The following is a 26,146-nucleotide window of genomic DNA, read 5'->3' on the forward strand; positions in this document are numbered from 1 at the left end:
ACACAATTGGCACATGGACCCGCAGCCGACCCTCGACGCGATGAACGCCACGGCGCGCGTCCTGACGTCGGGCGACGTTCGGGAGCAGCTCCACGCCCTGCAGATCCTGAGCGATGCCGTCGACGGTGCAAAGGCGGCGCTCCTGGCCGACCTCGACACCTCCAAGGACTACGAGATCGACGGCGCAGCAACGCTCAACGCGTGGGTGCGCAACCAGCTGCGAGCCAGCACCAAGCAGGCCTCGATCCTCGTGCGCAACGCCCAGGCCCTGCGCGACCTCCACGTGGTCGCCGAGGCGGCGCTGGCAGGTCAGATCGGCTCCGCGCACGTGCAGGCCTTCGTTTACGGCCTCAAGCACGTCGGGATCGAGGTGATGCGTCAGCACGAGCAGGTCCTGGTCGACGTGGCACTCGAGAACGGTCCGGGCGAGCTGTTCGAGGTCGTCAAGCACCTCAAGGACGTCCTGCACCCCGAAGATCTCGACGAGAGGTGGAAGGACGGCATGGACAAGGAGGACTTCGCCGTCGACGCCGTCCCCGACGGCTGGCACGTCACGGGGTTCCTCAACACCACGACCGGGGCAAAGCTCAAGCGCGTCCTCGATTCCATCTCCGCTCCCCACGACAAGCACGACGACAGGTCGGGGGCGCAGCGCCGGGTCCAGGGGCTCGACGACCTGCTGTCGTCGATCCTCGCCAACGGTCTGCCCGACGACAAGGGCGTCAAGCCGCACATGACGGTCTACGCCGACGCTGACACGGTTGCCGCAGCGGCCGAACGCGTCAAGCAGGAGACCGAGAAGCCGTGGCGCACGCCCGACCCCATGCCGGACGTCGAGCCGGCCACCCTGGCCGGCCACGGCCATATCGGACCCCACCTGCTCATGTACTTTCTGTGCATCTCCGACGTCACGGCGTTCCTGATGAAGGCCGGCGGCGGCTGGCGACAGGACCAGGTGCTCAACGCCGGCCGCACCCGCCGCCTCGCGACGCAGAAGCAGCGCCTCTCGGTTCTCGCCCGCCAGAAGGGCGTGTGCGCCACACCCGGTTGCCAGCACACACACCTGGAGATCCACCACACCGTCTGGTACTCCCGCGGCGGTCGGACCGACCTCGACCTCCTCGTCGGGCTCTGCGTCAGGTGCCACCATCTCCTGCACCGCGGCGGACTGCACATCACCGGCGACGCTGTCACGGGCTTCATCTTCACCAACCGTGACCACCAGCCACTGCGGCGACGACGACGAAGCAGCTACCGCCGAGCCGCCTGACGCCCCCGGTCCGGCGGCCCGTCGCCATGCCCGGGTTGAGGCAGCTCGTCGCGGGTGACGAAGGCCAGCTGGGCAGTCTTGTCGGGCAGCTCGACGACGTCGCTGCGGCGCAGCCCGGCCCGCTCGAACCGGGCGATCGAGGCCGCGTTGCGGACGTCCGGCTCGACCACGATGCGCTGCACCGCGGGGTCGGACAACACGACGCCGAACAGGTACTCCAAGAGGTGCCCCGTGAAGCCCGGTTCCGGCACGTCGGCCGGACCGACGAACAGGTGGCAGCCGAGGTCACCTTCCTGCACGTCGTACGTCTCGCCGACGGCGTCGTGCTGCGGCTCGTAGGTCTGGAAGATCGCGACCGGTCGGTCGTCACGGTGCACGAGGTAGGCGTGATGGGTCGACAGGCCGTCGAGGAACGCATAGACCTCGCCGACCTCGTCGCGGGTGTACGTCGTCATCCCCCAGAACTCGGCACGCGGCTGCGTCACCCACGCGTGCAGCAGGTCGAGGTCGCCGACCGGGTCGACGGGGCGGTGCGTGAACGTCATGGCTGCTCCTGAGGGATAGGCACGAGACGGCCTGCGGCCCAGTGCTCGAGCTGGTCGTGGTGGTGCGGGTCGGCTGGGTCGCCGGACGCGCCGAGCGGCACGATCCACCGGCTGGCAGAGCGGTCGGCGAGGTCCCACACGTAGCGGGCGACGGGCCCCCTGAGCACCACGTCGGTGACGCCCGGGACGCTCGACGTCGACAGGACACACTCGGTGTCGCCAGACAGGGCGACCGCAGGGACGCCGGCCGGTGCCCACACGTGCGTCGCGCCCCACGTGGCGGGCGCGCCGGTGCGGCCGATCTCCTCGAGTGCCTGCCCCGCCAGCGACACGAGATCGATGCCCCACGGGGTCGGCGTGCGCGCCAGCAGACGGTCGAGCTCTTGCGCCAAGCGACCGGTCAGGTCGGTCCACGGGTCGAACAGTGCCGGGTACGGCGACGCCTCTCGCAATCCCCCGAAGGCCGGCTGCTCGGCGAGCAGCCGCACCAGGGCGCCCCGCACCGCCGCGAACGTCGCGGCACCGGCACTGTCGGCATCCATGCGCCCGTCCCAGGAGTCGATGACGGCGCGCACCCGCTCGGCGTCCTCCCCGAGATCGATGGCACGGCCGAGCAGCCCTCGCAGCGCGAAGGAAGGAGCCAGCGTCGTGTCGACGTGGAGCGCGGCGGCGTCAGCGACCGTGAGGTCGTCGAGGTCCCCGATCAGGGTGCGGAGCCGGTCGGCCCGGTGCGGCGGAGCGAACTCGTGACCCACCGCGGCACTCTCGGGCCCACGACGCTCGTTGGCCGTGACGAGAACGTCGTCCGGCGCGAGCTCGGTGGCCGGCAGCGGGTCGAGCCAGCCCGTCCAGGCATGGCGCTCGTCCCACGCCGGGACGGGCACGCGTCGGGCCTGCTCGTCGCGCGTCGGCACGCGTCCGGCCACCCGGTAACGGGTGCGGCCGGTGCGATCGGCGATGACGACGTTGTTGACGGGCAGCACCCACCGGTCGAGCGCTCGGTCGACGTCCTCGACCGAGCGCGACCGCAGCAGCGGCACGATCGCGTCGAAGCCGAGATCGCGCCCGACGCGGGCCGAGGTGCGCAGGCTGAGCCCCTCTCCGGTGTCCGGTCCGCCGACGACCACAGGGCCCTGACGTGTCACGACGACCTCGACGTCGATCGGGTCGGCTCCGCGGACGGCGATCGTCTCGGTGCGGACGTCCGCGGCGTACCAGCCCTCGGACCCCTTGGCCTCGACACCGTCTCCGGTGCGGCGCAGGTGCTCGATGAACAGGTCCTCGTAGTCGGCCATCGCATTCGTGATGGCCCACGCGACGTCGCCCGCGTGGGCGAAGTGCTGCACCCCGGGCACGCCCGGAAAGGCCAGCCCGACGACGTCGACGCCGGGGCAGACCAGGCGCACCTGCTGGTAGACGCCCGGCGACTCCAGCACGCGGTGCGGGTCGCCGGCGATCATGGGGCTGCCCGACGCCGTCCGGCCGCCGCCGGCGACCCAGGCGTTGCTGCCCGACAGGGCCGGGCCCTCACCGCCGATGAGGTCGAGCGCGTCGTCGCCGAGCGTCGCCGCGACCCTCGCTCGCCACAGCTTGGTCGCGAACGTCCCGAACAGGGCGTGCTGGACGAGGAAGATGCCGAGCGGCGTCCACGGCATCCACGTGCCCGGCTGCCGGCGCACCAGCGCGGACTCGATGCCCGCGACGTACGCCGAGCAGAACCGTTGCGTCTCCGCTCCCATCCGGTCGAAGCACGCACGGGCGGTCTCGGCCAGCAGCGACTGCCGGGCGAACACGTCCCAGCCCGCTCCCGCGATGCCCAGCACCTCCGAGGTGCGGCCCTCGAGGTGCAGGCGGTCGAGCTCGATCTGGTCGCCGCGGTCGATCGCGGTGACGCGGCCCTGCTCGTGGGCGAGGTCGTCGATCGACGTGCCCCGGATCGTGGGCACCCCGAACGCGTCCCGGGTGACGCTCACCGGCGGTACCGGGCGATGGGGTTGTCGAGCGTCCCCGCGAACAGCAGCGACTCGGCCTGGTCGCTCAGGTCGACCATCTGGCGGGTGTCGCGCAGCTGGAGCCGGTTGAGGCACGAGTGCGCGAACTCGGGGGCGAACAGGTCGATGCGGGCGAACGCCTCGGCCAGCTCGGGGTGGTCGTCCTGGTGCTCACTGATCGTCCGCGCCACGAGCGCCCAGAAGTCGTCCGAGGCCAGCATCCCGTCCTCGGCGAGGATCGCGGCGAGGAAGCGCAGGAACCCATCGAACACGTCGGTCAGCACCGACAACGCCTTGACGTCAGGCGGCACCTGGGCGCGCACCCGCTCGACGTCGGCGGGCAGGTCGATGTCGCCGAGCACCGCGATCTCCTCGCCGATGTCCTTCATCACCACGCGGGTCGGCACGTGTCCGTCGAGCACCAGGATCAGGTTCTCGCCGTGCGGCATGAAGGCCAGCTCGTAGCGGTGCAGGCAGTGCACGACCGGACGCAGGTAGGCCCGCAGGTAGCGGCCCACCCACTCGGCCGGGCCGAGGCCCGAGGCGCGGATCAGCGCCACGGCGTACGACGCACCGTCGCGGTCGCGGTGCAGCAGCGACGCCATGGTCGCCAGCCGTTCACCGTCCGCGAGCTGCGCCTCGGGGCTCTCGCGCCACAGCGCCGCGAGCATCTTGGTGTACGGCGAGGGCGTGCCCAGCCGGTGGTACACGTCGCCCGTGTAGCCGATCGCGGCCCGCTCACGCAGCACCCCGAATCCCGTCGACCGCAGCTCGTCGTCGGATGCGACGACGTCCGCGACCCAGTCGTTGATCGCCGGCGTGGCCCGCATGTAGCGGGGCGACAGACCCCGCATGAAGCCCATGTTCTGGATCGACAGCGCGGTCTTGACGTAGTGGCGGTCGCGGCGGGACGTGTTGAAGTACGTCCGGATCGACTGCTGCGCCTGGTACTCGTCGTCGCCGTGGCCCAGCAGCACCAGGTCGCCGCGGCCCAGGTCGGCCGCGAACGTGATCGCGATCTTGTGCTCCCACTGCCACGGGTGCACCGGCACCAGCAGGTAGTCGGACGGCTCGAGTCCCCGGCCGCGGAGCGTCCCGTCGAAGCGTTGACGTGCGGCGGCGTCGAGCTCGCCGGCGTAGAACGACTGCTCCTCGAGCCCTTCGCCGAGCGACAGGTGTGCCAGCTCGCGACGCGCCGCGACCCAGACGATCGTGAACCGCGAGCCCGTCTCGGGGGCATAGGCCTCGTAGTCGCTGACGGAGAAGCCGATGCGGCCGTTGTTGGCGACGAACGCCGGGTGCCCTTCGGTCATGGCGGCCTCGATCGCCTGGAAGTCGGCACCCACGAGGTCGCGGGCCGAGGTCGTGTGGTGGACGTGCTTCCACGCCGATCCGGCGAGGGTGCTGCTGATCTCCTCGAGGTACGTCGGCAGCAGGTCGTCGGGAATGCCCAGCACCTCGGCGTGCTCGACGACGAAGGCCAGGGCGTCGACGTCGGCGGCCTCGTCGTCGACCGTCCGGTGGATCGACCAGGGGCCGACGACCCAGTGGTCGAGCTCGTAGCGGTGGGCGTGGAACCGGTAGCGGACGCGCCCGTCGGGCGAGACGATCTCGTGATCGACCCCAACGGGGCGCGGGTCGAGGAGTCGCTCGTGGGCGAACTCGCCGATCGCCTTGGCGACCAGCATGCGGTGGGCGCGGCCCATCGACTCGTCGGTCAGGTGCGTGGTCGGCTGGCTGGCCTCGAAGTCGGCCCGGGTGCAGATGCTGAGCGCCGCGACCTTGTCGGACAGCTCGACCTCGCCGACGACGCGGAAGCCCGCCGCGGCGTTGAGCGCCGCGATGCGACGGTTGCGCACGTCGGGCTCGACGACCACGCGCTGGCGGCGTGGGTCGTCGAGGCACAGCTCCATGACGGTGCGGAACACCGCCGACGTGAACCCGCTGCGGGGCTCGTCGGTCGGGGCCACCAGCAGGTGCATGCCGATGTCACCCAGCTGCCAGTCGTACCGTCCGGCCAGCTCGCTGTGCTCGGGGTCGTACGTCTCGGCGAGGAAGGCCGGCGCGCCGTCGACCCGGCCCAGCCAGGCGTCGTGGTGCGGATCGGCGACGATCGCCGCATAGGCATCCCACACGTCCTGCACCGTCGCGTCCTGCATGCCCCAGAACACGGATCGGGGGTGCGTGATCCACGCGTGCAGCAGGTCGCCGTCGCGGTCGACGTCGACGGGCTCGATCGTGATGCGTCCGACCCGGGTCTCGCGGGCCAGGAGCACGTCGGCGGTCATCGCGACACCTCCGCCGGACGGCGAGCCAGGTCGGCCGGCACCCCGAACTCCTGGAACGCGATGCGCTGCTCGACGGGGTAGACCTCGCGCCCGCACAGGCCCCGGATGATGATCGAGTTGCGATAGGCGCCCATCCCCAGGTCGGGGGCGATGAGCCCGTGCGTGTGCTCCTCGGCGTTCTGCACGTAGACCTCCTGGTCGTCATGGTCGATCGTGTAGTCGGCGGCGACGTCGTAGCGGCCCCGGGCGTCGAGCCGGATGCGTCCGGCGATGCCTGCCACGAACGCCGGCAGCTGCGACCGGTAGCCCGTCGCGAGCACGAGCCCCTCGGTCTGCAGGTCGAGCGGCTCGTCGAGCTCGGTGTGGCGCATCGCGAGGGAGTAACAGCCCGAGGCGGCGTCCCACGAGGCGTCCGTCAGCTCGGTGTTGGTCAGCAGGCGCGTGGGGACGTCCCCGTGCACCCGCTTGCGGTAGAGCGTGTCGAAGATGGCGTCGACGAGGTCGCGGCTGATGCCCTTGTAGAGCGACCGCTGCTCGCGCAGCAGCTCGTCGCGCGTCGCCGCCGGCAGGCCGTGGAAGTGCCGGGTGTACTCCGGCGACGTCATCTCGAGCGTCAGCTTGGTGTACTCCATCGGGAAGAACCGGGGCGACCGCGTGGCCCAGACGAGCTCGTAGTCGTGGGCATCGATGTCCTCCAGCAGGTCGAGGTAGACCTCCGCGGCGCTCTGGCCGCTGCCGATGACCGTGATCGAGCGCTGTGCCTGCAGGGCCGCCTTGCGGGTGAGGTAGTCGGCGGAGTGGATGACCGGGCCGTCGAGCCCACTGGCCGCAGAGGGCACGTGCGGCGTCGTGCCCGTGCCGAGCACGAGCCGGCGCGCCCGGTACGTCTCGGTGGCACCCGACCGCAGCCGGGTCGTCAGGACGTACGCCTCGCCGTCGTGCTCGACGCGATCGACGTGACGTCCGAACCGGACGCCGTCGACCTGCGCCGCCGCCCACCGGCAGTAGGCGTCATACTCCGCGCGCAGCGGGTAGAAGCTCTCGCGGATGTAGAACGGGTAGAGCCGACCGGTCTGCTTGAGGTAGTTAAGGAACGAGTATCGCGACGTGGGGTCGGCCATCGTCACGAGATCGGCCATGAACGGCACCTGCAGCGTGGCGTCCTGCAGCATCATGCCCGGATGCCAGCTGAACTCCTCACGGGACTCCAGGAAGACGCCGTCGAGGCCGTCGACCGGCTCGGCGAGGCACGCCAGGCCCAGGTTGAAGGGGCCGAGGCCGATCGCGGCGAAGTCGTACGTCTCCATCAGTGCACCTCCTGCGTGGTGTGCAGGTCGTCGAGCAGCTGGCGGCCGAAGCCCGTCACGAGGGCGAGGACGGCCCCCAGGTCGTCGACCGTCGTCTCGGGGTTGAGCATCGTGAGCTTGAGCCACGCCCGTCCGTCCGAGCGGGTGCCGGCGATGACGGCCGTTCCGCTGCCGGCGATCATCTGCCGGATGCCCGGGTTGACCCGGTCGGCGTCGTCCTCCGACAGGCCCGCGGGGCGGAACCGGAACACCAGCGTGCTGAGCGCCGGCGCGGTCACGACCTCGAGATCGGGATCGTCCAGCACCAGCTCGTGGGCCGTGACGGCCAGGTCGATCACGGCGTCGACGTACTCGCCGATGCCGTCGGCACCCATGGCCCGCAGCGTCATCCAGAGCTTGAGCGCGTCGAACCTGCGCGTCGTCTGCAAGCTCTTGTCGACCTGGTTGGGCTGGCCCGACGAGCGGGGGTTGAGGTAGTCGGCGTGGTACCTGACGTGGCGCAGGGCGTCGCCGTCGCGGACCAGCACGGCGCTCGAGCTGACGGGCTGGAAGAACGTCTTGTGGTAGTCGACGGTCACCGAGTCGGCGCGCTCGATGCCGTCGAGCAGGCTGCGGTGCTGCTGCGACACCAGCAGGCCCCCGCCGTAGGCCGCGTCGACGTGCATCCAGACTCCGTGCTGGGCGCAGACGTCGGCGATGCCGGCGAGCGGGTCGATGCTGCCGTAGTCGGTCGTGCCGGCGGTCGCCACGACCGCCATCGGGACGTGGCCGGCCGCGCGGGCGTCCCAGATGGCACGGTCGAGGGCGCGGACGTCCATGCGGCGGCGGTCGTCGGTGGGGATCGTCACGACGGCGTCGGGCCCGAGTCCGAGGACGTTGGCCGACTTCTGCACGCTGAAGTGGCTGTCCTGCGACGAGAAGATGCGCAGACGCGGGGACGTGTCGGCATGGAAGGCCTGGCCTCGGGCCATGAGCAGCGCCTGCAGGTTCGACTGGGTGCCACCGCTCGTGAAGACGCCGTCCGCCTCCGGCCCGAGACCGATGCGGTCGGCGGTCCAGCGGATCAGCCGGCGCTCGATGAGCGTCCCGCCCCCGCTCTGGTCCCAGGTGTCGAGCGAGGAGTTGACCGACGACACCAGCACCTCGGCGACCAGCGCCGGTATGACGACGGGGCAGTTGAGGTGGGCCAGGTAGCGCGGCTCGTGGAACCACACGGCGTCGTCGAGGTAGACCGACCTCACCTCGTCCAGCACGTCGGTCATGTCGGCGAGCGGACGATCGAGGTCGACGTCGTCGACCTTGGCGGCCACCTCGGCGACGCCCGCACCCGACCACGGCCCCCTGACGCCGACGACGTGATCGGCCACGGCCGCGACCCCCCGGCCCATCTCGTCGCGGTAGCGTTCGATGTTGGCTGCGTTGAACAGGTGGTGACGCACCAGTTTCCTCTTCTCCCCGAGTGATTAGGACAGGCTTACCTAACCGGAGAGCTGGGGCCGAATCAAGCAGGTGCGAGATCCCTCACAGACGTTCGCTGTCGAGCGTCGCCATCTGCGCCTCGGCGTAGCGAGTGCCCGCGACCTCGTCCGCCGGGACCGCGGCCTCGATCGCGACGAGCTGCTGCTCGTCCAGCGTCACGGTGGCAGCGCCCAGCGTCTCGGTCAGGCGCTCCCGCGTCCGCGCACCCACCACCGGGACGATGTCGTCGCCACGCGAGCCCACCCACGCGATCGCGGCCTGCGCGACCGTGACCCCGAGCTCGTCCGCGACGGCACGAAGGGCCTCGACGAGAGCCAGGTTGCGATCGAGGTTGTCGCCCTGGAAGCGCGGCGTGTGCGACCGGAAGTCGTCGGCACCCGTGCGGCTGGCGTCGTAGTGACCGCTGATCAACCCCCGCGACAGGACGCCGTAGGCCGTGATGCCGATGCCGAGCTCGCGGCAGGTGTCGAGGATGTCGCCCTCGATGCCACGCGAGACGAGCGAGTACTCGATCTGCAGGTCGCCGATGGGGTGCACGGCGTGGGCGCGCCGGATCGTCTCCGACCCGACCTCCGACAGACCGATGTGCCGCACGTAGCCGGCCTCGACCATCTCGGCGATCGCCCCGACGGTGTCCTCGATCGGCACGGACGGGTCCAGCCGTGCCGGACGGTAGATGTCGACGTGGTCGGTGCCGAGTCGCTGCAGGGAGTAGGCCAACCACGTCTTGGTCGCGGCCGGGCTCGCGTCGAAGCCGAGCCACGAGCCGTCCGGCCCGCGGAGCGCCCCGTACTTGACGCTCAGCGTCACGGCCTCGCGGTCGCGTCCCCGCAGAGCCTCCTGCACGAGCAGCTCGTTGTGGCCCATGCCGTACAGGTCGCCGGTGTCGAGCAGCGTCACACCCGCGTCGAGCGCAGCGTGGATCGTCGCGATGCTCTCGTCACGGTCGGCGGGGCCGTACAGGGCGGACATCCCCATCAGGCCGAGCCCGATCGCGGGGGTGGCACCCAGGGTGCCGAGGCTCTTGGTGGGCAGTGTTGTCGAGGAGTTGTCGGTCGTCATGCCTCCACCGTGCACCGCCCGGCGCAGCCGCGAAAGAGGAGCGCTCAACCAGGGACTGCCGATCCCTGTATCAGCCCGGCACGCACGGTCATGATGGAGGCATGGACCGTGACGCCCTCGCCGACTTCCTGCTGCGCCGCAGGGAGGCCCTCAAGCCGGCCGACGTCGGCCTGACGGCGGGACCCCGTCGACGCGCCCCCGGTCTCCGCCGGGAGGAGGTCGCCCACCTGACCGGCATGTCGGTCGACTACTACGCCCGCCTCGAGCAGGCCCGCAGCCCCCAGCCGTCCACGCAGATGCTCCGCGCCCTGGCTCGCACGCTGCGGCTCAGCCGCGACGAGAGCGATCACCTGCACCGCCTCGCGGGCCACCCCGCCCCCGACCGCGTCGGGTCGTCGTCGCACGTGCGTCCCGTGCTGCTCCACGTGCTCGACCAGCTCGACGACTGCGCCGCGTTCGTCTGCTCCGACACCGACGAGGTGCTGGCCCAGAACCGGCTGTCCGTGCTGCTGCAGGGCGACCACTCGGGGGCGTCGGGCCTGTCCGCGAGCTCGTCGTACCGGTGGTTCACCCAGCCGGGGGCGCAGGACCATGTCGTCGCCGAGGACCGTCACGAGCACAGCCGTGCGCGGGTCGCCGACCTGCGGGCCACCTGGGCGCGACGCCACCAGGACGACGACATCCGCCGGCTCGTCGACGCCCTGCTGGCCGAGAGCCCGGAGTTCGCCGAGATCTGGGAGCGCCACGAGGTCGGGGTCAAGCACCTCGAGCACAAGCGCTTCGTCCACCCCCAGGTCGGACAGCTGACGGTCGACTGCGAGACGCTCGCGACCGACGCCGACGGCCAGCGCCTCATCATCCTCGGTGCCGCGCCCGGCACCGAGGCGCACGGCAAGCTGCAGCTGCTCCGCGTGTTGGGCGAGCAGAGTCTGGACGAGCAGAGTCTGGACGCCTGACCGTAAGGTCGACCCGTGGCACAGTTCAGCGGATTCCCCGAGGCAGCCCTCGACTTCTACGACGACCTGGAGATGGACAACACCAAGACGTTCTGGGAGACGCACAAGCACGTCTGGGCGGAGTCGGTCTCGGCACCCATGAAGGCGCTGACCGCCGCGCTGGCGGCCGAGTTCGGCGAGGCCAAGATCTTCCGGCCCTACCGCGACGTGCGGTTCGCGAAGGACAAGACGCCCTACAAGAACCACCAGGGCGCGTTCGTCGCGACGGGTCCGTCGACCGGCTACTACGTGCAGGTCGGCGCACCCGGGGTGCGGGTCGGTGCCGGCTTCTACGACGCATCGACCGCCCGGCTGGCCAGCATCCGCGAGGCGATCGTCGACCAGCGCCGCGGCCAGGAGCTCGAGGACCTGCTCGCAACGCTCAGGGCAGCCGGCTGGGAGGTCGGCGGCGACCGCCTCAAGACGTCACCCCGCGGCTACGACGCCGACCATCCCCGCATCGAGCTGCTGCGGCACAAGTCGCTCACGGCCGGACGCTCGTACGGCTTCGAGCACTTCGTCCACACCGCCGAGCTGCTCGACCACGTGCGCGCCGACTGGCGAGCAGCCACTCCCCTGATCGAGTGGTTCCAGGCCTACGCCCGCACCTGAGCCCTAGAGGTTGACGGCCTTCATGCCCGCCTCCGGGTAGCGCTCGCCGGCTGCGACGCCGACAGGTGCGATCTCGTCGAGCGACGCGAGGTCGTCGGCGGTCAGCTCGATGTCGGCGGCCGCGACGTTCTCCTCGAGGTACGTCCGACGCTTGGTGCCGGGGATCGCGACGACGCCTTCCTGGTGCAGCACCCACGCGAGGGCGAGCTGCCCGGGCGTGACGCCCTTGGCCTCGGCGATCGACCGGATGCCCCGCACGACGGCGAGGTTGGCCTCGAGGTTGTCGTCGCTCCACCGCGGGTTGCTGCGGCGGAAGTCGTCGGCGTCGAGCTGGTCGGCCGACGCGATCGCGCCGGTCAGCAGTCCACGTCCGAGCGGCGAGTAGGCGACGAACGCGATGCCGAGCTCACGGGTCGTGTCGAGCACGCCGTTGACCTCGGGGCTGCGCTCGAACAGCGAGTACTCGGTCTGCACCGCGGTCAGCGGATGCGTCGCGTGGGCCCGGCGGATCGTCTCGGGAGCGGCCTCGGAGATGCCGAGGTACTTGACCTTGCCCTCGGCGACGAACTCGCCCATCGCGCCGAAGGTCTCCTCGATCGGGACGTTCGGGTCGACGCGGTGGATGTAGTACAGGTCGATCGTGTCGCGGCCCAGGTGGCGCAGCGACCGCTCCAGCGCAGTGCGCAGGTACTCCGGCGATCCGTTCGGCCCGCGGCGCTCGCCGTCGTCCGTGATCTCGACGCCGGTCTTGGTGGCGATCGCGTACTCGTCGGTGCGGTCGCCGATCGTCCGGCCGATGAGCTGCTCGTTGAGGAACGGGCCGTACATCTCGGCGGTGTCGATCAGGCTGACGCCCAGGTCGAGCGCGCGGTGCAGGGTCGCGGCCGACTCCTCGTCGTCCCGCGCGCCGTAGAACGCGGACATACCCATCGCGCCGAGGCCCTCGATGCCTGCCTCGAGGCCCTGGCTTCCCCATGCTGTGGTCTTCATCGATCCATCACTTTCCCTTCATGACTGCAGTGTTGTAGAAGTCGATCTTGCGGTTGATGGCCGCGAGATGCGTCTGCACCTCGGCGAGCTCCTCCAGGACGTGCTCGCGGTGCGCCTCGAGGATCGCGAGCCGGTCGGCCTCGCTGCCCTCGACGCGGTAGAGCTCGACGAACTTCTTGATGTCGCGGATCGGCATGCCGGTGCGGCGGAGCATCACGAGCGTCCCGAGCCAGGCGACGTTCTCCTGGGTGTAGCGGCGTTGGCCGGACGACGAGCGTCCGGGACGGTGGAGGGTCAGCCCCTCCTTCTCGTAGTAGCGCAGCGTGTCGACGCTCAACCCGCTCGCCTCGGCGGCGGCGCTGATCGTCATGCCCTCGGTGGGCGCATCCGTCACGGTCATGACTCCAGCATGAACCCTGGAGCGCACTCCAGGGCAAGTCGAGCGGCGGCGCTCGGATGTGGCTGGCACGATCGAGTCATGACCGACCGCATCGAGACCACCCGCTTGATCGACGCCTCCCCCGCCGACGTGTTCGCGGTGCTGACCGATCCTCAGGGGCACGTGGCGATCGACGCCACCGGGATGCTGCAGGGTGCGGACGGCGAGCGGGTGACGGCGGCCGGGGACTCTTTCGTCGTCCACATGGACCGGGAGTCGCTGAACGACATCCCGGACTACGGCAAGTACGACGTCACCGTCACGATCCGCGACTTCGAGCCGGACCGGTTGATCTCGTGGACGATCCTCGGTCGGGTGCGGCCGGGAATGGGTCACGTCTACGGCTACCGGCTCGAGCCGGCGGACGAGGGCGGCACCCTGGTGACGTCGTTCTACGACTGGTCGGACATCAGCGACGACTGGCGCGCGAGCGGCGTCTTCCCGGTTGTGTCGGAGACGGCGCTCAGCGGCACGCTCGGCATCCTCGACCGCACCGTGCGACGCGGATACTCCCGCGGATGATCGTCGAGCACGCGCTCCTGCCCGTCCGGCCCGGGCTCGAGGACGAGTTCGAGGCCGCGATGGCGGCTGCGAAGACGATCATCGCCTCGATGCCCGGGTTCCGGCGGCTCCAGGTGTCGCGCGGCATAGAAAGCCCGTCGACCTACCTGCTGATCGTCGAGTGGGACACCCTTGAGCACCACACCGAGGGGTTCCGCAGTTCGGCGCAGTACGAGCTGTGGCGAGCGGCTCTGCACCACTTCTACGACCCGTTCCCGGTCGTCGAGCACTTCAGCCCGGTGACGGAGGCATAGGCCTGCGTCACTGGGGTGATCATGCTGCCGGGCTCTCCGGCCGACGTTTGGTGGTCCAGTGCAGGAGACCGTGTCCCTTGTAGCCGTGATGTCGTCGGCAGAACGGGCCGAGGTTGTCTCCGGTGGTGGGCCCTTCGGGGAACGGGATGCGGTGGTCGAAGTCGCAGAACTTGGCCGGCACCATGCATCCGGGGCCTTGGCATGTTCCGTGGAGGAACTGCAATGCGATCTTGAGGGTGTCGGGGGCCAATCGGCCGATGTAGTCGTGGGCGAGGACGTCGTCAGAGACCGGATCGACCACGATGCGGTGCCAGAAGGTGCTGCCGGAGCCGACCACGGCGGCGATCCATGCGGCTGGGACGCCCCAGCGGCCGTCGGCCGACTCCGCGAAGCCCGGAGTGAACCCGGCGAGCACGTCCGCGCCGACGGTGACCGCGATGTTCGCATCGATGGCCGACCCCGTGGCGTCCGAATCGGTGCACCAGGCCACCAGCACGTCGGCCTCACGCTGAGCGATTGTGCGCTCGTCATCAGGATCCGCCGGCCGACGTGCGGCCTTGCGGTAGCGGTCTTCGATCGCGGCAAGCTCGTGCGACGGCAGGTAGGCGTTGAGCCAGCCCATCGAGTCGTCGCCGTGCTTGACCGACACGTACCGCTTCTTGCGCTCACCCTCAGCACGCTCCACCGCCAGATCGGCCTCGACCCGACGGACGAACGCCTTCAACCAGGCGCGCAGCTCGGCCACCGTGTGGGTCTCGGCGTAGCCGACGACCCGCCGGTCAAGACGGTGCACCGACTCGGCGCGCTTGAGCTGGTCGATCGTGCTGCCGATCTCGCGCACCCGCGCCAGATCGACTCGCCCGTCGAGGAATGCGTCCCACGTCGTCGGCGACTGGTCGCGGACCGTGCCGGAGAACGACAGTCGGTACTGCACCTGCCCCTCGCTCATGCCGGAGGCCTCAGCGATCGTCAGCGCGACGGACCCGCGCTCGACGTGCCTCCGCATCGGCGACTCGTCCGACGCGGCGATCCGCTCCAGCTCGGCATCGCGGTAGTCGAGCATCGCCACGACCTCGCGCGCCTCAGCACGCGCCCGCTCCCGAACGACGTCAGTCACGACGTCGATCGGAACAGCTGAAGTGGTGGCCATGCATCCAACCTAGACGCCGCCACCGACACCCCTTTTCACTGCAACCGGAGGGTGTGCACAACTTCGAAAGGCTGTCATAGGAACGTTCGCCACGGCTCTTCACGCCGATCCGGTAGTCCCGCCAAATCCCATGGTCCATGAACTACCGCCACCTATCTCGGCAGACAGTTTCGGAGAACTCGCCGGAACATTCGACCTATTGTGACGCACCCCAAAGCGAGGCACCCCCAAAAAGGGCCTGCCGAAACGCTGCGCTAGGAAGGTTCGACACTAGTCTTCGATCTGCGAAGAGCAGTATGGCGGCGTGTTAGGGGCGGCGCGTAACGACGAGCCCCGCGGGCGCAATCTGCCGTACTTTGCAATCGTCGAGTGCGTCCACCCGCGACAGGACCGACTACTGACCGAGACGCGCGCGCATAGACATCTACGAGCCGGTGCCGCCCGTCTCATCGGCTCTATCGTGACGCGATCCTGAGCCGCGTGCACGCACGACTCCGGACCCGGGTGTGCGAGGCCACGCCGCAGATCGTCGCTGCCGCCAACCAGCTCGATGCCGACCCGAAAGGACAGGTGGACAAGCTGTTACACGAGCAACTAAGGCTGCCTACAGCAACAAGCCCGTCCCAAGCATCGCCCTTCGCGCTTCCAACTACCGAAAATGGGGGCGGGGTACCCGGTACCGCCATGCGCTGGTGTGTGACCGAAGCCGTGCGGGGCGCCTGATCAATATACTTCTTGAACGCGTTTCAGGAGCAATTCCGTATGGAGATCAACCGCGCCCCAGTTGGTGAACCAGCGATCCTGGAGCTCCAAAAACGCTGTGACATCTGCGTGAGTGTCAACCTTGCATGTCGCCAACAGTGCGCGCTTGGTCTGCATCGCAGCGTGGGGATCCGTACAGACACCCAACACGTACAAAGGGATCTCCGAATACCGACGCGTTGTTCGCGCGAGCGTTTCGACTCGGTCCACAACCCAGGACTCAACTGCTGCGCGCAGTGAAGTGTATGGCGGATAGTCCTTGATATAGCGAAGCAGTTCCACGACCACCATGGGGTCGAACCAGTCGGGGATGGACAACTTTCCCAAGCTGCCGAGCCTGGCGAAATCGCACAATTCGTCTGGCTCCAGCCGGTAGTGATCTCCAAGATCGCCGAGCAGCGTGAGCAGATACAAGCCTTCGACAGCGCTCCGTTCCTCGAGAGGATTGCGACGCAATTGAATACGAGTCTCCTTGAAGATCAGGTCGTCGATGGCACCCGACCGGTCTAGTCCAACGCTCAGTTGATGAGCAGCTTTACGGCAGAGCGAAACGATGCGAGACAGCTTGATGGCGGGAGTCACTCTAGGTGAACCCCCGTAAACGTAGAACGCGAGTTCTACTCCCTCGCGCAGGCAGTGTGCCAATTCCTGGAGACTGCGCCTTGTCGGTTGGACACCGTCTTGCGGCGGAGCAACAGTCGGCGCAGTTTCTATCAACCATCGGTTGTGCGCGGAGATTGCGGACTCCAAGGCAGTTTCAATTGTTGCAAGAGTGAAATTGACCATCTCCGACGGCGCGAGACCGGTCTCCCGAAGCACGGTCTTGTAACTTGAGACGAGCTTGGCAATATCGCCCTCGAATCGCAATGGTGAACCGACCAAAGTTTCATCGGGTTCTAGTCTCAGTCCGCGACGAAGGTGCGAACGTATTCGGTCCTTTGCGATCGAAATGTCTGAGATGAAAGGAGTAGTATGGACCGATTCTTTCGCAGCATTTAGGTGGAATCGGTAAGGCCTCAGCCTGTCCTCGATTGCACTCACGATGCGATCTTGGTCATTCAGATCTCTCATGAAGATGAAGAAATCGTCCACGTATCGCAGGATTTCATAGTCGGTGCCGTGCCGGAGACCGACCTTTTCGAGGGCGACTTCCACATCCGAATCGACTCGCTGCAATACGACCTCAGCAAAGATTCGGGAAACCTCGGGTCCAATCAGGATCCCGTGAGTCTCGTTGTCATTCATGGCTCGTATCAAGCCGTCAAAGTCCTTCGCGAATGTATTGTCGAACACCTGACGCCTCTCCTGCTTGACGGCCTCTTTTGTGTGCGTCGCCCACTCGATAGAGTGGGTGTAGATGCTGTCAAAGCACTTGGAAATATCAAGGCGAAGAAGATGCCCAAAACGTCGTTCGCTAGCGCGATACTCTGGGGATTCGTGGAACTTGTAGATGTTGTCATATCTTGCGTAGACAAAGTACGACCGAATTCTGTCGTACTCGTATCCGCTAGTTTCGATACTTCCCAGCCCCTTAGTGCTGAGCAATTCGTTGAACACCGAATCTTGGTGGATGGTGTAGCGCGTCATTCGCTTCGGGTGTCGGATACTGAAATCGCTGCGACCCGAATGGTAGAGAATGAGGCTGCGATAGCGCTGATAGAAGCCGACGAAGGCAAACTGTGACATCGGATGGGGAATCGAGAGTTGTCGCGGTCGCATACCGCCATAGCGGACTCCGAATTGAAAAGGGACGGTCGGACTCTCAAAGTGTTTTCGCGACACCGAGAGCCAGACTTTTCCATCGTGCGTCTCGGGATGAATCTGAACATCCGGGCCGAAAATAATCCTTAGAGCCGGTCGGACACCGTGGTTGATTTCACGGAAACGTGCCGTCGTTCGATCGAGTCTGAGGTCGCAGTCATTCAAGAATTTGTAAAACCCGCTGTTGCTAAATGTGACAGGGACCTCGAACGGAAGTGTTTCCGACAGAAGAACACGGGCGGGCTTGTGCCGAACATTGTGCCTACGCTTTGTCATCAAACTTCCAAATTCTGACTATCTGACGGAGCTGTTTCGAAGAGAAGCGGTGATAGATTGTCTTCTCGAAGCCGTCACAGAACGACATTTCTTTTGCTGCCATTAGCACGGCTGGCGGCATCGCCACTGACGCAACATGGGCATCTAGTGCGGCGTCGAGTTCTTCGAGGATCTGTGTTCGCCCAGGCAGGAGGCTGTTGGAGAAGTAGATTCCAACTAGCCCCTGCCGCTTATTGTTAGCGAGGCGCGTGTTCCCGGTTAAAAACCGTAGCCGTTGGAGAAGTTGAACAGCAGATCGCGAAGTGCCGCCCTCATTGCGATACTGATCGAAGGTGAGCTGGAGTCGCTGCAGATACCGGTCGGCACGGGACCGCGTCAAGTCGGCGGTGCACCCGGTATGGGAAAGAGTGAGTCGGTAGCCGAGAAAATCAAACCCTATCGCAGGCTCGCTTGCTTTTGGTCGACTGGTTGCAAACGTTTTCGCAGGATTAAGACTAAGACCCAGCGAGTGGACGATATCTGAAACGGCTTTCAGTCGATTGTTCACTTTTGGATCCTGGTCGGCAACGCCGAGGACTAGAACAATGTCATCGACGTATCGTACGTACAGGTACACGGACTGGGACTTGGAAATCAGCAAATCCAATTGCTTCGCATACGCTTCCGCGAGTGCAGCGCTGAGCGCCAACCCCCGCGGCAGTCCGATCGGCTTACCTGTGCGATTTTCGGACTCCGCAAGCATGGAATCGACGACACGACAGGTCGTGCGGGATAGAGAGTCGGAGCTTCGCAGCATGGCTCGAAGTCGGTCATGCGGGATGCTCTCGTAGAAGCTTGCGAGGTCCGTACGGAGAACCATGAGCGGCACTTGGTTGTCGATTGTTCGAAAAAGTTGCTCCGCCGTGATGGAGCGCGACGGAGCTTCGACGCTCAGCGCCAATCGCACGTTTCGCTCACTCTGTCTGCTCAGAAAGTAGGTGATTGGATCGTCGGGCGGCAGCGTATAGGTGGGCTTGCCACGTACCACCGGGCCGGGAACGGTTTTTAGGCTCAAGGAGTCAGCGTCAATCTGCTGATTCACTAGGAGGCTTGTGCCGGAAAGATGCGCGACCAAGAGTTCGTCGCGCTTGCGTCGCGCCGTCTTTATGTCGACGTCGTGCGAAGCGGCACAGTCTTCGTAGTCAGTGGATCCGAGAGTGCGCGTCGCTAGGTCTTCACGCCGTTCTGCGACCAAAACTCGGATCTGATTCGATGCGTCCTGTACGGCTGGGTAAAACGTCGACAGGTCCTCGCCGCGACGAGTTCGTAGGTCCCAGATGCGTCGAAAGTTCGCGGCGGAGTAGCTTTGATCTGCCATGCGAGCTCGCTTACCTGCTGAATTGTGGCGGTTGGAGCCGGACGCTTCGCCGGGCCCAAGTCAGCGTGTCACATCTGGAGCGGACTGACGTCGCTATTTGCAATGATCCCGTTCACGCTACAGGGCGACATGTTGAAGATTCGGCGCATCATCGGCTTGGCTTGCAAAGTCGGACCACGAGCCTGCGATTCTGGCCCCGCGTTCCCTATCCGACGCGAATGCCGCCGCGCATCCAGAACCGCAAGTCGCGCGTCGGTCTGATGGAATACCCACCATTCCCCCGGCTGGTCGCGCATCGATCGGAACGACAGCGTCCCTTAACCACAAGCATGCTCAGTATCAGTGGGATGCTCGGTTTCATCGCTGCTATCGAAGACAGCCATGACCGCCGAACGGGTGAGTGCAGCGCGACACCCCAACCAGCAGCACCCTGGCACGTCAGCGAGCAATCCGCCGCAGCAAATAAACATCCATGATCCACCCCACCCGGGTCTTCACGTCGATCCGCGTCGTCAGCACCTCGACCGCGACCTCGGTGACCCGGCCGCTGACCAGGGCCTCGTCGGCGGTGCCGAGGTTGGCGCCCCACCAGATCGTCCACTCCTCGAAGCCCTCGAGGTCGATCGTCGAGTTGAGCATCACGAGGATGTTCTCGGCCCCGGAGTCGCGCGCCTCGTGCAGGCGGCGGCCCGTCGTGACGAGGATCGGCTGGCCGATGTCGTGCAGAACGATCCGGTGTCGTGCCGCGAGCTGCTGCAGGCTCGAGATGCCCGGGATGACGTCCCACTCGGCCTCGACCTGTCCGCGCGCGAGCACCTTCTCGACGATGCGGATCGTGGAGTCGTAGAAGGCAGGATCGCCCCACACCAGGAAGCCGACGTCGCCCTCGTTGTCGAGCAGCACCTGCTCGTACGCCGCCGCGCGCGCGTCGTGCCAGTCGACGACGGCCTGGTCGTAGTCGGACGGCGAGCGGTCGCGCTCCGGGTCACGCACCGCGATGACCGGCGGGACGACGTCGAGGTGCCGGGCCAGCAAGGCCTCGCGGGCGGCCAGCAGCGGGTCGTCGGCACCGTCCTTGCGCGGTTTGTCGGCCGTGACGAAGTAGTCGACCGACCGCAGCGCCTCGACCGCCTCGACCGTCACCTGGTCGGGGTGACCCGCGCCGATGCCGATGACCCGGATGCGCCGGGGCGCGGCATCGGTACTCATTGCTGCCGGTCCTCCAGGTCACCCTCGATGTCGAGGTAGACCTGCTGCATCGCGGCCATGACCTCGGCGTCGGGCTCGGCCCAGAGGTCGCGGTCGGCGGCCTCGTTGAGCCGCTCGATGATGCCGCGCAGCGCCCAGGGGTTCGACTTCTTCATGAACTCCTGGTTGGTCTCGTCGAGCACGTACTCCTTGGCGAGGGTCTCGTACATCCAGTCGTGGACGACGCCGGTCGTGGCGTCGAAGCCGAACAGGTAGTCGACCGTCGCGGCGAGCTCGAACGCGCCCTTGTAGCCGTGGCGCTGCATCGCCCCGATCCATCGCGGGTTGACGACGCGGGCACGGAACACCCGGGTCGTCTCCTCCTGCAGCGTGCGGGTGCGGACGGCGTCGGGCGAGGTCGAGTCGCCGACGTACGCCTTGGGGTCCTTGCCCGTCAGGGCGCGCACCGTCGCGACCATCCCGCCGTGGTACTGGAAGTAGTCGTCGGAGTCGGCGATGTCGTGCTCGCGGGTGTCGATGTTCTTGGCCGCCACCGCGATGCGCTTGTAGTTGGCGCGCATGTCGTCTGCCGCCGGTGCACCGTCGAGGTCGCGGCCATAGGCGAAGCCGCCCCACGCGGTGTAGACCTCGGCGAGGTCGTCGTCGTTCTTCCAGTTGCCGGCCTCGATGACCTGCAGGATGCCCGCGCCGTACGAGCCGGGCTTCGATCCGTAGATGCGGGTCGTGGCCCGTCGCTGGTCGCCGTGCTCGGCCAGGTCAGACTGCGCGTGTGCGCGGACGTAGTTCTGCTCGAGGGGCTCGTCGAGCTCGGCGACCTGCGTGATCGCGTCGTCGAGGATCGCGATGACGTGCGGGAACGCGTCGCGGAAGAAGCCCGAGATGCGCACCGTGACGTCGATGCGCGGGCGGCCCAGCTCGTCGAGCGGCACGATGCGCAGGTCGTTGACGCGACGCGAGGCCGGGTCCCACTGCGGCTCGACGCCGATCAACGCGAGCACCTCGGCGATGTCGTCGCCCGACGTGCGCATCGCCGACGTGCCCCAGACCGACAGGCCCACCGAGCGCGGGTACTCCCCCGTGTCGTTCAGGTGGCGCTCGATCAGCGAGTCGGCCATCGCGCGTCCGGTCTCCCACGCGAGGCGCGACGGGACGGCCTTCGGGTCGACGGTGTAGAAGTTGCGACCCGTCGGCAGGACGTTGACGAGTCCGCGCAGCGGCGAGCCCGACGGTCCGGCGGGGATGAACCCGCCGTCGAGCGCGTGCAGGACGTGGTCGAGCTCATCGGTCGTCTTGGCCAGTCGCGGGACGACCTCGGTCGCGGCGAACTCCAGCACCTGGACGACCTCGGGCACGTCGGTGATCGTGCGGGCAGCCGACGGATCCCAGCCGGCCTCTTCCATCGCGAGGACGAGCGAGCGTGCCTGCTCCTCGATCTCGTCGATCGCGGTGAGGGCGGCGTCGGCCTTGAGGCCGAGGGCCGAGCGCAGGCCGGGGACGGCTCCGGTCTCGCCGCCCCAGATCTGGCTCGCGCGCAGGATCGACAGCACGAGGTTGACCCGCGCCTCGCCGGCGGGAGCCTGGCCGAGGACGTGCAGGCCGTCGCGGATCTGCGCGTCCTTGATCTCGCACAGCCAGCCGTCGACGTTGAAGATGAAGTCGTCGAAGTCGTCCTCGTCGGGGATGTCGTCGAGGCCGAGGTCGCGGTGCATCTCGGCGGCCCGCATGTGCGTCCAGATCTGCGAGCGGATGGCCGGCAGCTTGGCCGGGTCCATCGCGGCGATGTTGGCGTACTCGTCGAGCAGCTGCTCGAGCTTGGCGATGTCGCCGTAGCTCTCCGCGCGCGCCATCGGCGGGATCAGGTGGTCGACGATCGTGGCGTGCGCGCGACGCTTGGCCTGCGCGCCCTCGCCCGGGTCGTTGACGAGGAACGGGTAGATCAGCGGCAGGTTGCCGATCGCGGCGTCGGTGCCGCACGCCGCCGACAGTGCGGCGTTCTTGCCCGGCAACCACTCCATCGAGCCGTGCTTGCCGAGGTGGACGACGGCGTGTGCCCCGAACGCCTCCTCGACCCAGCGGTAGGCCGCGAGGTAGTGGTGCGACGGTGCCATGTCGGGGTCGTGGTAGATCGCGACGGGGTTCTCGCCGTAGCCGCGGGGCGGCTGGATCATGAGGATGACATTGCCGGCGCGGATCGTCGCCAAGACGATCTCCTGGTCGTCATTCACGAACAGCTTGCCCGGCGCGGGACCCCAGGCCTCGAGCATCGCGTCGCGCAGGTCGGGGTGGAAGCCCTCGAACCAGCCGCGGTACTGCGCGGCCGGGATGCGCACGTGGCTCTCGGTGAGCTGCACCTGCGTGAGCCATTCCTCGTCCTGCCCACCGGCGGCGATGAGCGCGTGGATCAGCGCATCGCCGGCCTCCGTGAGGTCGTCCATCTCCAGGCCCGGGACGGTGCCCGGCTCACCGAGGTCGTAGCCCGCGTCGCGCATCGCGCGCAGCAGGCGGATCGTCGAGGCAGGGGTGTCGAGTCCGACGGCGTTGCCGACGCGGCTGTGCTTGGTCGGGTAGGCCGACAGCATCAGCACGACCTTCTTGTCGGCCTGGGGCAGGTGGCGCAGCCGGGCGTGCGCGATCGCGATGCCCGCGACGCGCGAGCTGCGCTCGTCGTGCGCGACGTAGCGCGGCAGGCCGTCCTCGTCGATCTCCTTGAACGAGAACGGCGCGGTGATGATGCGGCCGTCGAACTCGGGGATCGCGATCTGGTTGGCCGAGTCGAGCGGCGTCACGCCGTCGTCGGACGCCTCCCAGTCCTCGCGGCTCGACGTCAGGCACAGCCCCTGCAGGATCGGGATGTCGAGCGCCTTCATGCGCGCGACGTCCCACGATTCGTCGTCGCCGCCGGCGCTGACGGTGCCGGGCTTGGTGCCGCCGGCCGCGAGCACCGTGACGATCAGGGCGTCGAGCGTCGCGAGCTCGTCGAACAGCGCGTCGGGGGCGGCGCGCAGCGACGAGCTGAAGATCGGGACACCGACGGCCTCGCCGGTCGCGTCGATCGAGTTGGCCAGCGAGTGCGCGAAGCCGCTGTTGCCGGACGCCTCGTGGGCGCGGTAGTAGAGGACGCCGATCTTCGGCAGGTCCGTGCTCACCTCAGGCCGGGCTGCGAGGCCCCACTCGGGCAGCACCGCCGGGGGCTCGAAGCCCTCGCCGGTCAGCAGCACCGTGTCGGACAAGAAGTGGTGCAGCTGCTCGAGGTTGGCCGGCCCGCCCTCGGCGAGGTAGACGTGCGCGTCGGCCGCCACACCGATCGGGACGGTCGACTGCTCCATGAGCTCGGCGCTCGGCGTCTGCTCACCACCGAGGACGACGATCGGCTTGCCGATGTCGCGGATGCGCCAGAAGCCCGAGCACAGGTCCTGCGGCGAGCCGAGGATGCGGGCCACGATCAGGTCGGCCTTCTCAAGCGCCTCGGCCATCTCGGTGTGGTTCGGCCGGGACGGGTTGGCGTACAGGTAGTCGGCCCCCGAAGCCCTCGCCGACAGCAGGTCGGTGTCGGACGTGGACAGCAGCGCGATGCGCGTCATGTTCCTCCTCGGGGTTCTCGCCCCGTCTGGTGGGTTGCTCCACGCAGTGTCTGGCTGGGCCCCCGTCGGGAGCCTCACAGTGGCGGAACCGCTCCGGACTCGCACCGGATTCCTGCGTCGTGGAAGTGCCGTCAGCCTACCCGGCCGAGGCCTGTCAGTGGACTCCTGAGCCGAGACCCAGCTCGCGCAAGCCCTCGGCGACCTGCTCGATGCCGTCGACGTTGCGGATCGACGGGTCCATCGTGGTGCCCGGCAGGATGATGTAGCGCTTCTTCTTGACGGCCGTGAGGTTCTTGGTGGCGGGGTTCGACTCGAGGAAGGCGATCTTGGCCGCGGCGGTGTCACCCTCCGACCCGCGCGTGAGGTCGGCCAGCACGAAGACGTCCGGGTCGCGGTCGACGACCGACTCCCAGCTGACCTCGGGCCACAGCTGGTCGAGGTCGTCGAAGGCGTTCTCGGCACCCACGGCCCGGGTCATGATGCCGGGGGCACCGCAGCAGCCGGCGAAGTACGGGGTCTTGGTCGAGGAGTACCACCAGGCCGTCGAGACGTCGCCGGCGTCGAGGCCGTCCGCGGCGGTGGCGGCGCGTCGCTTCAGGTCGGCGACCAGCTCGTCGCCGCGCTTGTCGACCCCGAACAGCGTCGCGACGTCGCGGATCTCCGCGTACTGGTCGTCCAGCGTGAGCGCCTTGGTGTGAACGGCCTCCTGGCCCGTGCACTCGCTCGGCGACTGGTAGACGTCGATGCCGAGCTCGGCGAACCGCGAGCGGTCGGCGATGCCCTCGTCGGTGAAGGTGTAGTCGAACGTCGCGTAGACGAGGTCCGGCTCCGTCGCGACGACGGACTCGAACGAGGGGAACTCCTCCGAGAACAGGTTCAGGCCGTCGAGGTCCTTCTTCAGGCCGGGCAGGACGTTGGTGTCGCCGAGGCCCGCCCCGACGATGCGGTCGCGGAGACCCAGCGTCAGCAGCAGCTCGGTCGCCGGCTGGTTGACCGACACGGCACGCCGCACAGGACGGTCGAGGGCGACGGTGCGGCCGCAGTTCGTCACGCTGACGGCGCGGTCGGCCGAGCCGCGGTCGACGCCATCACCACCGGACGACGACGAGCCGCAGGCCGCGAGCGGGAGCAGGACGAGCAGGCCCGCCGCGAGGGCGGACAGGCGACGGGCAGGACGGGGTGACGACATGGGGCGTCCCTCTCAGGGATCCGGGGGCCCGTGCGCGAGGCCCCGTTGGCGGTTGACGTCGACCGGGACCGGTCGGCGGCCAGCAGGTCTTCGGACTCGGGATCAACCGGACGGCGCGCCTTCCCGGACCGTCTCCGGTCCAGTGGCCTCGTGCTCCGCCCGTCACCCTCACCGCTGCGCGTCAGTCCCGGAGTCTCACCGGGTTCCCTGGCTCATCACTGAGTTGACTGGCACCCGGAACGTAGCAGCGGACGTCCACCGAGAGCCACGTGGCTCTCGTCACGTGGCGCGTATGCCGATATGCTTTGCCATATGCGCACGACGATGAATCTGCCCGACGACCTGTACCGCGCGGCGCGCGTGCGGGCAGCCGAAGAAGGCCGCACCGTCACCTCCCTGCTCGAGGAGGCCCTCCGGAACCTGCTCGACAAAGAGTCGCCCAACCCAGCTCCGTATCGCGTCACCCCCTTGACGATGGGCCTGCCCGGCGAGCCTCCTTTCGACCTCAGCGACAACTCCGCCGTCCTCGACTACCTCGACGCCCACGACGACCACGACGACCGTGCTGATTCCTGACGTCAACGTGCTAGTGGATGCCTGGCGCCCGGGTTCGGCCCGCCACCAGAGCGCACGTCAGTGGCTCGAGAACGCGTCGCAGTCGACCGAGCTCGCGCTTCCGGACGCCGTGCTGGCGGGAGCCACTCGCATCCTGACGTTGAGGGTCAGGGGCCTCGGCTTCACCGTGACATCGGTGCTCGACGAGGTCGCAGCCCTACTGTCCGCTCCCGGCGTCCGTCGCGTCTCCTCCGGCCCCCGACACTGGGCCATCTTCGACTCCCTGTGCCGCGAGCTCGGGGCCACCGGCAACACCATCCCCGACTGCTACCTGGCTGCCCTCGCGATCGAGAGGAAGGCGACATTCGTCAGCCGCGACCGGTTCTTCTCGACCGTCCCCGGTCTCGACTGGATCGACCTGCCGCCCACATCCTGACGGTCGTCGGAGACGGGCAAGATCACGACACAGTGTCAGATCCTTGCGCGCGTCGGCCGCGATGTGGTGAAGTAAGG

At 67.9% G+C, this 26,146-nt stretch carries 21 protein-coding genes and 2 riboswitches; of the genes, 7 read left to right on the forward strand and 14 right to left on the reverse strand.

The genetic code is table 11. The features are described 5' to 3' along the window. Window positions 1–13 precede the first annotated feature (13 nt). Complete coding sequence (locus JOF40_RS03100) at window positions 14–1,270, forward strand: HNH endonuclease (protein WP_245343092.1); 1,257 nt, start codon at window positions 14–16, stop codon at window positions 1,268–1,270. On the opposite strand, the gene JOF40_RS03105 is transcribed toward JOF40_RS03100, so the two are convergent. The 6 genes from JOF40_RS03105 to JOF40_RS03130 form a co-directional block, all read right to left on the reverse strand. After that, complete coding sequence (locus JOF40_RS03105) at window positions 1,252–1,815, reverse strand: GNAT family N-acetyltransferase (RefSeq protein ID WP_129181855.1); 564 nt, start codon at window positions 1,813–1,815, stop codon at window positions 1,252–1,254. The genes JOF40_RS03100 and JOF40_RS03105 overlap by 19 nt on opposite strands. Then, complete coding sequence (locus tag JOF40_RS03110; protein WP_129180008.1) at window positions 1,812–3,788, reverse strand: penicillin acylase family protein; 1,977 nt, start codon at window positions 3,786–3,788, stop codon at window positions 1,812–1,814. Before JOF40_RS03110 ends, JOF40_RS03105 begins: the two co-directional genes overlap by 4 nt. Next, on the reverse strand, window positions 3,785–6,094 hold the full coding sequence (locus tag JOF40_RS03115; RefSeq protein ID WP_129180010.1) for a GNAT family N-acetyltransferase: 2,310 nt from the start codon (window positions 6,092–6,094) through the stop codon (window positions 3,785–3,787). The genes JOF40_RS03110 and JOF40_RS03115 overlap by 4 nt, the downstream gene beginning before the upstream one ends. Continuing rightward, a complete protein-coding gene (locus JOF40_RS03120) occupies window positions 6,091–7,401 on the reverse strand; it encodes a lysine N(6)-hydroxylase/L-ornithine N(5)-oxygenase family protein (RefSeq protein ID WP_129180012.1) in 1,311 nt (436 codons plus the stop codon). Before JOF40_RS03120 ends, JOF40_RS03115 begins: the two co-directional genes overlap by 4 nt. Continuing rightward, window positions 7,401–8,840 (reverse strand): pyridoxal phosphate-dependent decarboxylase family protein, encoded by a 1,440-nt coding sequence (locus JOF40_RS03125; protein WP_281286486.1) that lies wholly within the window; start codon window positions 8,838–8,840, stop codon window positions 7,401–7,403. The genes JOF40_RS03120 and JOF40_RS03125 overlap by 1 nt, the downstream gene beginning before the upstream one ends. 82 nt (window positions 8,841–8,922) lie before the next feature. Then, window positions 8,923–9,942 carry an aldo/keto reductase gene (locus JOF40_RS03130; RefSeq protein ID WP_129180014.1) on the reverse strand — a complete coding sequence of 340 codons (1,020 nt, stop codon included), beginning with the start codon at window positions 9,940–9,942 and terminating at the stop codon, window positions 8,923–8,925. Window positions 9,943–10,043: 101 nt separating this feature from the next. On the opposite strand from JOF40_RS03130, the gene JOF40_RS03135 reads away from it, so the two are divergent. Together JOF40_RS03135 and JOF40_RS03140 are read left to right on the forward strand one after the other, a co-directional pair. Then, window positions 10,044–10,898, forward strand: a complete 855-nt coding sequence (locus tag JOF40_RS03135) for a helix-turn-helix transcriptional regulator (protein ID WP_129180016.1) — start codon at window positions 10,044–10,046, stop codon at window positions 10,896–10,898. A 15-nt stretch (window positions 10,899–10,913) separates the two neighbouring features. Next, window positions 10,914–11,549: a DUF2461 domain-containing protein gene (locus JOF40_RS03140; RefSeq protein WP_281286487.1), complete on the forward strand. Its 636-nt coding sequence runs from the start codon at window positions 10,914–10,916 to the stop codon at window positions 11,547–11,549. 3 nt (window positions 11,550–11,552) lie between these two features. Here JOF40_RS03140 and JOF40_RS03145 read toward each other — a convergent pair whose 3' ends face one another. Continuing rightward, window positions 11,553–12,539, reverse strand: coding sequence for an aldo/keto reductase (locus tag JOF40_RS03145; protein ID WP_129180018.1), 987 nt, complete (start codon window positions 12,537–12,539; stop codon window positions 11,553–11,555). 7 nt (window positions 12,540–12,546) lie between these two features. Beyond that, a complete protein-coding gene (locus JOF40_RS03150; protein WP_129180020.1) occupies window positions 12,547–12,939 on the reverse strand; it encodes a MerR family transcriptional regulator in 393 nt (130 codons plus the stop codon). Between the two features lie 78 nt (window positions 12,940–13,017). Here JOF40_RS03150 and JOF40_RS03155 point away from each other — a divergent pair, with 78 nt between their 5' ends. Together JOF40_RS03155 and JOF40_RS03160 are read left to right on the forward strand one after the other, a co-directional pair. After that, complete coding sequence (locus tag JOF40_RS03155) at window positions 13,018–13,500, forward strand: SRPBCC family protein (protein WP_129180021.1); 483 nt, start codon at window positions 13,018–13,020, stop codon at window positions 13,498–13,500. After that, window positions 13,497–13,793, forward strand: a complete 297-nt coding sequence (locus JOF40_RS03160; protein WP_129180023.1) for an antibiotic biosynthesis monooxygenase family protein — start codon at window positions 13,497–13,499, stop codon at window positions 13,791–13,793. Before JOF40_RS03155 ends, JOF40_RS03160 begins: the two co-directional genes overlap by 4 nt. A gap of 19 nt (window positions 13,794–13,812) precedes the next feature. Here JOF40_RS03160 and JOF40_RS03165 read toward each other — a convergent pair whose 3' ends face one another. The 6 genes from JOF40_RS03165 to JOF40_RS03190 form a co-directional block, all read right to left on the reverse strand. Next, window positions 13,813–14,943: an HNH endonuclease signature motif containing protein gene (locus tag JOF40_RS03165; RefSeq protein WP_129180024.1), complete on the reverse strand. Its 1,131-nt coding sequence runs from the start codon at window positions 14,941–14,943 to the stop codon at window positions 13,813–13,815. A gap of 723 nt (window positions 14,944–15,666) precedes the next feature. Further along, window positions 15,667–17,742, reverse strand: a complete 2,076-nt coding sequence (gene drt3b / locus JOF40_RS03170) for an antiviral reverse transcriptase Drt3b (RefSeq protein ID WP_129180026.1) — start codon at window positions 17,740–17,742, stop codon at window positions 15,667–15,669. Next, complete coding sequence (gene drt3a, locus JOF40_RS03175) at window positions 17,729–19,099, reverse strand: antiviral reverse transcriptase Drt3a (RefSeq protein ID WP_129180028.1); 1,371 nt, start codon at window positions 19,097–19,099, stop codon at window positions 17,729–17,731. Before drt3a ends, drt3b begins: the two co-directional genes overlap by 14 nt. Window positions 19,100–19,537: 438 nt before the next feature. Further along, the gene (gene cobF, locus JOF40_RS03180; RefSeq protein WP_129180030.1) at window positions 19,538–20,308 is read right to left on the reverse strand and encodes a precorrin-6A synthase (deacetylating); all 771 of its coding nucleotides are present in this window, start codon (window positions 20,306–20,308) and stop codon (window positions 19,538–19,540) included. Beyond that, on the reverse strand, window positions 20,305–23,889 hold the full coding sequence (gene cobN / locus JOF40_RS03185; protein WP_129180032.1) for a cobaltochelatase subunit CobN: 3,585 nt from the start codon (window positions 23,887–23,889) through the stop codon (window positions 20,305–20,307). The genes cobF and cobN overlap by 4 nt, the downstream gene beginning before the upstream one ends. A 44-nt stretch (window positions 23,890–23,933) precedes the next feature. Then, a riboswitch (cobalamin riboswitch) is annotated at window positions 23,934–24,004 on the reverse strand. Window positions 24,005–24,043: 39 nt separating this feature from the next. Beyond that, complete coding sequence (locus tag JOF40_RS03190) at window positions 24,044–25,078, reverse strand: ABC transporter substrate-binding protein (protein WP_129180034.1); 1,035 nt, start codon at window positions 25,076–25,078, stop codon at window positions 24,044–24,046. Window positions 25,079–25,142: 64 nt separating this feature from the next. Beyond that, a riboswitch (cobalamin riboswitch) is annotated at window positions 25,143–25,325 on the reverse strand. A 77-nt stretch (window positions 25,326–25,402) separates the two neighbouring features. Between JOF40_RS03190 and JOF40_RS03195 the strand changes: the two genes are divergently transcribed. Both JOF40_RS03195 and JOF40_RS03200 read left to right on the forward strand, forming a co-directional pair. Further along, window positions 25,403–25,654, forward strand: coding sequence for a hypothetical protein (locus tag JOF40_RS03195; RefSeq protein WP_209674347.1), 252 nt, complete (start codon window positions 25,403–25,405; stop codon window positions 25,652–25,654). Window positions 25,655–25,667: 13 nt separating this feature from the next. Further along, window positions 25,668–26,069 carry a TA system VapC family ribonuclease toxin gene (locus JOF40_RS03200; protein ID WP_188111654.1) on the forward strand — a complete coding sequence of 134 codons (402 nt, stop codon included), beginning with the start codon at window positions 25,668–25,670 and terminating at the stop codon, window positions 26,067–26,069. Window positions 26,070–26,146 lie beyond the last annotated feature (77 nt).

Origin of the sequence: Aeromicrobium fastidiosum (assembly GCF_017876595.1) — a bacterium.
Lineage (GTDB): Bacteria > Actinomycetota > Actinomycetes > Propionibacteriales > Nocardioidaceae > Aeromicrobium > Aeromicrobium fastidiosum.

What these genes read in the sequence shown, in the direction of transcription:
- JOF40_RS03100 (WP_245343092.1), top strand. Translation starts at nt 14, where the DNA reads ATGGACCCGCAGCCGACCCTCGACGCGATGAACGCCACGGCGCGCGTC.
- JOF40_RS03105 (WP_129181855.1), bottom strand. Translation starts at nt 1,815, where the DNA reads ATGACGTTCACGCACCGCCCCGTCGACCCGGTCGGCGACCTCGACCTG.
- JOF40_RS03115 (WP_129180010.1), bottom strand. Translation starts at nt 6,094, where the DNA reads ATGACCGCCGACGTGCTCCTGGCCCGCGAGACCCGGGTCGGACGCATC.
- JOF40_RS03120 (WP_129180012.1), bottom strand. Translation starts at nt 7,401, where the DNA reads ATGGAGACGTACGACTTCGCCGCGATCGGCCTCGGCCCCTTCAACCTG.
- JOF40_RS03130 (WP_129180014.1), bottom strand. Translation starts at nt 9,942, where the DNA reads ATGACGACCGACAACTCCTCGACAACACTGCCCACCAAGAGCCTCGGC.
- JOF40_RS03135 (WP_129180016.1), top strand. Translation starts at nt 10,044, where the DNA reads ATGGACCGTGACGCCCTCGCCGACTTCCTGCTGCGCCGCAGGGAGGCC.
- JOF40_RS03145 (WP_129180018.1), bottom strand. Translation starts at nt 12,539, where the DNA reads ATGAAGACCACAGCATGGGGAAGCCAGGGCCTCGAGGCAGGCATCGAG.
- JOF40_RS03150 (WP_129180020.1), bottom strand. Translation starts at nt 12,939, where the DNA reads ATGACCGTGACGGATGCGCCCACCGAGGGCATGACGATCAGCGCCGCC.
- JOF40_RS03155 (WP_129180021.1), top strand. Translation starts at nt 13,018, where the DNA reads ATGACCGACCGCATCGAGACCACCCGCTTGATCGACGCCTCCCCCGCC.
- JOF40_RS03160 (WP_129180023.1), top strand. Translation starts at nt 13,497, where the DNA reads ATGATCGTCGAGCACGCGCTCCTGCCCGTCCGGCCCGGGCTCGAGGAC.
- JOF40_RS03165 (WP_129180024.1), bottom strand. Translation starts at nt 14,943, where the DNA reads ATGGCCACCACTTCAGCTGTTCCGATCGACGTCGTGACTGACGTCGTT.
- drt3b (WP_129180026.1), bottom strand. Translation starts at nt 17,742, where the DNA reads ATGACAAAGCGTAGGCACAATGTTCGGCACAAGCCCGCCCGTGTTCTT.
- drt3a (WP_129180028.1), bottom strand. Translation starts at nt 19,099, where the DNA reads ATGGCAGATCAAAGCTACTCCGCCGCGAACTTTCGACGCATCTGGGAC.
- cobF (WP_129180030.1), bottom strand. Translation starts at nt 20,308, where the DNA reads ATGAGTACCGATGCCGCGCCCCGGCGCATCCGGGTCATCGGCATCGGC.
- cobN (WP_129180032.1), bottom strand. Translation starts at nt 23,889, where the DNA reads ATGACGCGCATCGCGCTGCTGTCCACGTCCGACACCGACCTGCTGTCG.
- JOF40_RS03190 (WP_129180034.1), bottom strand. Translation starts at nt 25,078, where the DNA reads ATGTCGTCACCCCGTCCTGCCCGTCGCCTGTCCGCCCTCGCGGCGGGC.
- JOF40_RS03195 (WP_209674347.1), top strand. Translation starts at nt 25,403, where the DNA reads ATGAATCTGCCCGACGACCTGTACCGCGCGGCGCGCGTGCGGGCAGCC.